The organism is Xanthomonas vasicola, assembly GCF_000772705.2.
Lineage (GTDB): Bacteria > Pseudomonadota > Gammaproteobacteria > Xanthomonadales > Xanthomonadaceae > Xanthomonas > Xanthomonas vasicola.
Map to the genome: position 1 here is coordinate 55,835 of NZ_JSBW02000032.1, position 7,095 is coordinate 62,929.

A 7,095-nucleotide genomic window follows, 5' to 3' on the forward strand; every position below is an offset into this window, starting at 1 on the left:
CAAAAAACCCACCGGTTTGTCGGAGGTGGGCACCGCTGTTTGCGGAGTTTCGAGGCTCCGCGAGGTGATCGTGCGACTACAGAATGCCGCCGTTAAGGATTACCGCCGCCAAGCCCTTCGGTACCTGGAATTTCATCTAAGCAGCAGGGCCATTCCGAACGAATCATCAGGCAGAGGCATCGATGCTGCCGCCAAATTTCATTGCGGCAACGACTTAGTTGCCGACAAAAGACTGGGAACTCATAGAAAAAACTTGCGCAGCTGCCAGCAAAGTCGCTGCGGAGCCCAAGCCATCGCATATCGGTCCATCGCATCCGGCGTTAGAGTGACGACGGCAGCATCGGTGACCTATGATGGCTACCGCGAGATGCCATCCCGCCCGGCGCCAAGTACGGATACGCGTGTGACTGTCGACAGCAACTTTTCCTTCCTGCAGGAACACGATCCGGTCTTCTTCAAACTGGCCTCGATGGCCGAGCAGGTCTTTGCCAGCGATCCCAACACCACGCTGATCAAGCTCCGGCAGTTCGCCGAAGCACTTGCCCAGGATCTGGCTGGGCGCGCCGGCATCATCCACGACCAACGGACAACTCAGGCGGATCTGATCTACCAGCTCGCACGCGAGCTGCGCCTGGACCGGCGGATCCAGGAGCTGTTCCACGTACTGCGGGTCGAGGGCAACAAGGCGACCCACGGCTTCACCACGCAACACCGCGAAGCGATGGATGGCCTGAAGGTCGCCCGCGACCTGGCGGTCTGGTACCACCGCGCCTTTGGCAAGAACGCCGCCGAGTTCAAGGCGGGTGCTTTCCTGCCCCCGAAGGATCCAGCCGCGCCGTTGCGTGAAGTGCAGGCCGAGGTCCATCGCCTCAAAGCGGAGCTGGATACCGCCCGCCAACAACACGACCAGAGCCAGGCGCTCGTCGAACTCAAGGACAGCGAAGCCAAGCTCAACGCTGAGCTCGCCGAAGCGATGGACAGTGAAGCGCGTGCGCAGGCGGCGCTGGCGGTCCAACGCGAACAGGAACTGCAACGGCTACGCCAGGACTTCGCACAACGCATCGCCAGCCTGCAGCAGCCGGACACCGCCCGCCAGGCCGCCACTCAACAGGTCGCCGGCGCTACCCAGCAGGCCAGCAACAACTTCGACCTCAGCGAAGACCTCACCCGCATCCTCATCGACCAGCAGCTGCGCGAGGCCGGCTGGGAAGCCGACTCGCTCGACCTCACCCATGCCAACGGCATCCGCCCGGAAAAAGGCCGCAACCTCGCCATCGCTGAATGGCCCACCAAGGCGCCACGTGCCAACGCCGACTATGTGTTGTTCGCCGGCCTCACGCCAGTCGCCATCGTCGAGGCCAAGCGCAAGCGGATCAACATCACCGACCGGATTCCCCAGGCCGAGCGCTACGCGCGCGACTTTGTGATGCGTGGCGAGCTAGCCCCCGCCTACCCGGCTACCACAGCGATCGCAGGCTGGGCCGACGGCCAGGGTGGCCATTTCCAGGTGCCGCTGGCATTCGCCTGCAATGGCCGTCCTTATGTGAAACAGCTGGCCGAGCAATCGGGCATCTGGTTCCGCGACCTGCGCTCACCGGCCAATCTGCGGCGCCCGCTGCAGAAGTTCCACACGCCCGAGGACATCGCCGATCTGCTCACCCGCGATCGCGACCAGGCCGAGCGCGACCTGGCCCAGGAAGGCATGGCCTACCTCAACCTGCGCGACTACCAGCAGCGCGCGATCCAGGCTGTGGAAGGCGCGCTGGCATCGGGCTCACGCAAATGCCTGCTGGCGATGGCGACCGGCACCGGCAAGACGCGCACAATGATTGGCCTGATCTACCGTTTGCTCAAGGCCGAGCGCTTTCACCGGGTTCTGTTCCTGGTCGACCGCTCCGCGCTCGGCACCCAGGCCACCGAGACGATGCAGGATATGCAGCTTGAGCAGAACCAGACGCTGGCGCAGAATCTACAACCTCGATGGCCTGGACGACACCCGCACCGCCGATGAGACCCGCGTGCAGGTCGCCACGGTGCAGGCCATGGTCCGGCGCATTTTCCAGTCCGATGACCCGCCACCGATCGGCACCTTCGACTGTATCGTCGTCGACGAGGCCCACCGCGGTTACACGCTCGACCAGGAAATGACCGAAGGCGAGCTGGCCGTGCGCGACCACGCGCAATACCTGTCGCAATACCGCCGCGTGCTCGACTACTTCGATGCCTGCCGTATCGGCCTGACCGCCACGCCGGCCAAGCACACCACCGAGATCTTCGGCAAGCCGATCTACACCTACAGCTACCGCGAAGCCGTGGCAGATGACTGGCTGATCGACCACGAGCCGCCCGTCCGCTACACCACCGCGCTCGGCAAGAACGGCATCCACTTTGATCGCGGCGAGCGCGTCAGCGTCATCAACACGCAGACCGGCGAAGTCGACACCGCAGACCTGGAAGACGAACTCGACTTCAATATCGAGTCGTTCAACCGGCGTGTGATCACCGCAGACTTCGACCGGGTCGTCTGCGAGCAGCTCGCCATCGAACTGGACCCGGACGGCGAGGAAAAGACCCTGATCTTCTGCGTCAGCCAGCCGCACGCCGAACGCGTCAAGCACCAGCTGGACGAGGCCTTCAAACAGGTCCATGGCAATTACTACAACCAGGCCAGCGTCGCGGTGATCACCGGCAAAAGCGACAAGGTCGACCAGCTGATCCGCAACTACAAGAACGAGCGCTACCCCAATATCGCCATCACCGTCGACCTGTTGACCACCGGCATTGATGTGCCGCGTATCGCCAACCTGGTGTTCATGCGCCGGGTCCGCTCGCGCATCCTCTACGAACAGATGAAGGGCCGCGCCACCCGCCGCTGCGACGACATCGGCAAGACCGTGTTCCGCATCTTCGATCCGGTCGATCTGTACGCCGCGCTCGAAGACGTCGACACCATGCGCCCGCTGGTCAAGGACCCCAACATCAGCATCGAGCAGCTGGTTCACGAGCTCGGCCAGCAGCGCAGCTTCGATGCCCCCGGCAGCAACGGCGGCAGCCATGCTGACGACGTGCTCGACCAGTTGAGCCAGCGCATCATGCGCGTGCTACGCAAGGCCCAGCATCGCGCCGAGCAGCGCCCGGATCTGCGCGACAGGCTCAGCGCGCTGGAAACCTCCTGGGGCGTGGCGCCCGCCGTGCTGCACACCCATCTGCACAAGCTCGGCGCGCGCAATGCCGCCAGCTTCCTCCGCGAACACCCGCGCCTGGTGGAGCAACTGGCCGAAGTGGGCGTGCTGCTGGGCACGGACCGCTATCCGGTCATTTCCGAACACGCTGACACCCTGCTAGAACGCGCACAGAACTACGGCATAAACAAAGCCCCGGCCGATTACCTGGACAGTTTCAACGCCTTCATCCGCGAGCAGATCAACCAGTCCGCCGCGCTCAGCGTCATCGTCAATCGCCCCCGCGACCTCACCCGCACCCAGCTGCGCGAGGTACGCCTGCTGCTCGACCAGCACGGCTACAGCGAGGCCCACCTGCGCGGCGCGTGGCGCGACAGCACCCAGCAGGAGGTGGCTGCCAGCATCATCGGCTACATCCGCCGTGCCGCGCTGGGCGAGGCATTGGTGCCGTTCGAGCAGCGCGTCGACAAGGCCATGCAGGGCATCTATGCCCAGCGCAGCTGGACGCCGGTACAGCGGCGCTGGCTCAAGCGGCTGGCCCAGCAGCTGGTGCACGAGGTGGTGATGGACCGCGACACCGTGCAACGCAACTTCAGCGGCGACGGCGGCGCCCTGCAGTTGGACCGCCTGCTCGATGGCCGGCTGGACCAAATCCTGGGCGATCTGGGCGAACATCTGTGGGATCAGACGGGCTGACGGCCAGTATGAAGACTGCCAGCTTGCGTGTGTGCCTCGCCATGCATATCATCTCCATCAACACACCCGCCATGCCTATGGCTGCTCCGGCAGTTACGCACAAATCGCGCGGGTTTTTTATGTCCGGACTACAGCTAGGATGAGAACGTTCGACAAGGCGGCCATTCCGGTCGACGCGCAGCTTGACCTGCTCGCCGAACGCGGCCTGTCGATTCAAGACCGCGAGCGCGCGAAGAAATTCCTCGAAGTCGTCAGCTACTTCCGCCTTAGCGCCTACATGCGTCCGTTCCAGACGTATGGCCATGCATTCGTTGCGGGGGCACGCTTCCAGCAGGTCACACAGCTGTATGTCTTCGACCAGCGCTTACGGCTGCTGGTGATGGAAGCCATCGAACGTGTGGAGGTCGCGATGCGTGCACTCCTTGGCAACCACATGGGTCCCACCCACGGGGCGCACTTGTATTTGCAGCGCAATCTGTTCAAGGACAGGTATCGCCACGAAAAACTGCTAGAGAGCATTCAGAAACGCCAGAGCGATGCATTGCGTGACTACCAGCGCGAATCCCAGCAGATTGACCGATCGAACGCATCCGCAAGCAGAAAATCCGAACTCAGACGCCGCCGCGCAATCGAGAACTATGCCCGTCACTACACTTTGAACTACAACACCCCGCCGCTGATGCCCGGCTGGGCTGCCCTGGAAGAACTGACTCTCGGCGAACTATCTCATCTCTATCAGGGCCTCGCTCGGGATATCGATCGCAAGCAGATCGCGCGGGCACTTGGCCTACATGCGCCGCTGCTGGAATCGTGGCTGCATGCCCTGACCTCGATCCGGAACATCTGCGCCCACCACAGCCGGCTCTGGAATCGCGAACTGGGCATCCGGCCGACGCTTCCCGCAGCGCCGGATTTCGCCTGGCCGCATCATCTGCTGCAACCCGGCCACCACGCACGCATGTTCCCGGTGCTGTGCATCCTGGCGCTCCTGTTGCGACAGGTCAGCCCCGATACCCGCTGGGACCGGCGGCTGCTCGATCATCTGAACGGATTCGGACAACTCGACACACGGCAGATGGGCTTCCCAGAGAACTGGCAGACCGACCCGTTCTGGCCGCAAGCCACCCCTCACCCGTGAGCCGATTAGCCGTGCTAATCGGCTCATCCAATTCCTGAATACGAACATGACCCATAACGACATCGTCCAGAAACTCTGGAACCTCTGCGACGTCCTGCGCGACGACGGCATCAACTACAGCGATTACGTCACCGAGCTGGTGCTGTTGCTGTTCGTCAAGATGGAATACGAGCAGGTACAGAACAGTCCCAACTTCGAGCACAAGCTGCCTGAAGAAAGCCGCTGGCCGGATCTGAAAAGCAAGTCTGGCCGCAACCTGCTCAACCACTACCAGCAGATGCTTCTGGACTTAGGCAAGAGCAGCGATCCGATGATCGCCGCCATCTACGCCGACGCGCAGACCCGGCTCAAGGAGCCGCGCCATCTGGAAACCCTGGTCACCGCGCTGGACGGGCTTGACTGGTTCAGCGCACGCCAGGACGGCCTGGGCGACCTTTACGAAGGCCTATTGCAGAAGAACGCCAACGAGACAAAGTCCGGGGCTGGCCAGTACTTCACCCCACGTGCGCTGATCGATTCGATCATCCATTGCATCAAGCCGCAGCTTGGCGACGTCATCCAGGATCCCGCCGCGGGCACCGCGGGCTTCCTGATCGCTGCCGATGCCTACATCAAAGCGCAACACGACGATCTGTACGGTCCCGGAGTTACCGCCAAGAAGCGCAGTTTCCAGCGCGAAAAGGCCTTTGTCGGCATGGAGCTCGTCCCCGGGACACGCCGACTCGCGTTGATGAACTGCCTGCTGCACGGCATGAACGGCGAAGGCGCCGGTCCCATCCGCCTGGGCAACAGCCTCGGCATCGCAGGCAGGGACCTGCCACCGGCCAACATCATCCTGTCCAACCCGCCCTTCGGCACCGCCAAGGGCGGCGGCGGACCCACCCGTGACGACCTCACCTACAAGACCAGCAACAAGCAGCTCGCCTTTTTGCAGCACATCTACCGGGGCCTGAAGCCCGGTGGCCGCGCCGCCGTGGTGCTGCCGGACAACGTGCTGTTCGAGGCCGGCGTCGGCACCGACATCCGCCGCGACCTGATGGACAAGTGCACCCTGCACACCCTGCTGCGCCTGCCCACCGGCATCTTCTACGCGCAGGGCGTCAAGACCAATGTGCTGTTCTTCCAGAAAGGCACCGCCGCCAACCCGCGCCAGGACACCGGCTGCACGCAGGCGACGTGGGTCTACGACCTGCGCAGCAACATGCCCAGCTTCGGCAAGCGCACCCCGTTCGGGCCGACGCATCTCACACCGTTCGAGCAGGCCTACGGCACCGATCCCAACGGCGCCAGCCCGCGCACCGATGAAGGTGACCAAGGCCGCTTCCGTTGCTTCACCCGCGCCCAGATCGCCGAGCGCGGCGATTCGCTGGATATCAGCTGGCTCAAGGACGCCGACAGCGTCGATGCCAATAGCCTGCCCGCGCCCGAAGTGCTGGCCGCCGAAGCGATGGCCGAACTGAGCGAAGCCCTGCGCGAACTCGACGCCCTGATGCAGGCGCTGGGCGCCGGCGACGAAGCGCTGGAGCAGAAGCGGCTACTGGCCGAAGTGATGGGGCTGGAAGTGGCGAGTGGTGAGGTGGGCGGTGAGTGAGTTGCCTGCTGGGTGGGGTCCCTGCCAACTTGGGGAAATTCTGGAGTTGAAGTACGGCAAGGCACTTCTAGCGACATCACGTGATGGTGGCGCTTACCCCGTCTATGGCTCCAATGGAATCGTTGGGAATCACTCAACCTATTTGGCAGAAGGCCCGACGGTTATCGTTGGCAGAAAGGGTAGTGTCGGTGAGGTTTGCTACTCAGCTGTTCCATGCTATCCCATCGACACCACTTACTATGCTGATGAATTTGAAGTCACCCACTCCAAATTCATCTATTACCTTCTGAGAAATCTAGATCTAGCTTCGCTAAATAAATCGACCGCGATTCCCGGTCTAAACCGACAGGATGCTTACGACCTAGGGAAACTCTGAACAACTCCCCTTGATCCTGCGACAATCACACAGACGCAACGGACAACGACGATGCAACTGACCTTCGGCGATGCGGAGTACAACGGCAAGCGCAAGCGGACGCGGCGTGAGG

At 62.8% G+C, this 7,095-nt stretch carries 3 protein-coding genes and 1 pseudogene; all 4 read left to right on the top strand.

Annotation, left to right across the window (positions count from 1 at the left end; translation table 11 throughout):
* The first annotated feature begins 403 nt into the window (after positions 1–403).
* The 4 genes and pseudogenes from hsdR (at position 404) to NX05_RS25345 (ending at position 6,983) form a co-directional block, all read left to right on the top strand.
* A pseudogene (hsdR, locus tag NX05_RS07685) lies at positions 404–3,878 on the top strand (type I restriction-modification system endonuclease).
* A 139-nt stretch (positions 3,879–4,017) separates the two neighbouring features.
* Positions 4,018–5,016, top strand: coding sequence for an Abi family protein (locus NX05_RS07690; RefSeq protein ID WP_039430876.1), 999 nt, complete (start codon positions 4,018–4,020; stop codon positions 5,014–5,016).
* 46 nt (positions 5,017–5,062) lie between these two features.
* Positions 5,063–6,607, top strand: a complete 1,545-nt coding sequence (locus NX05_RS07695) for a class I SAM-dependent DNA methyltransferase (RefSeq protein WP_039430877.1) — start codon at positions 5,063–5,065, stop codon at positions 6,605–6,607.
* Positions 6,600–6,983 carry a restriction endonuclease subunit S gene (locus tag NX05_RS25345; protein WP_160113834.1) on the top strand — a complete coding sequence of 128 codons (384 nt, stop codon included), beginning with the start codon at positions 6,600–6,602 and terminating at the stop codon, positions 6,981–6,983. The genes NX05_RS07695 and NX05_RS25345 overlap by 8 nt, the downstream gene beginning before the upstream one ends.
* Positions 6,984–7,095: the final 112 nt, after the last annotated feature.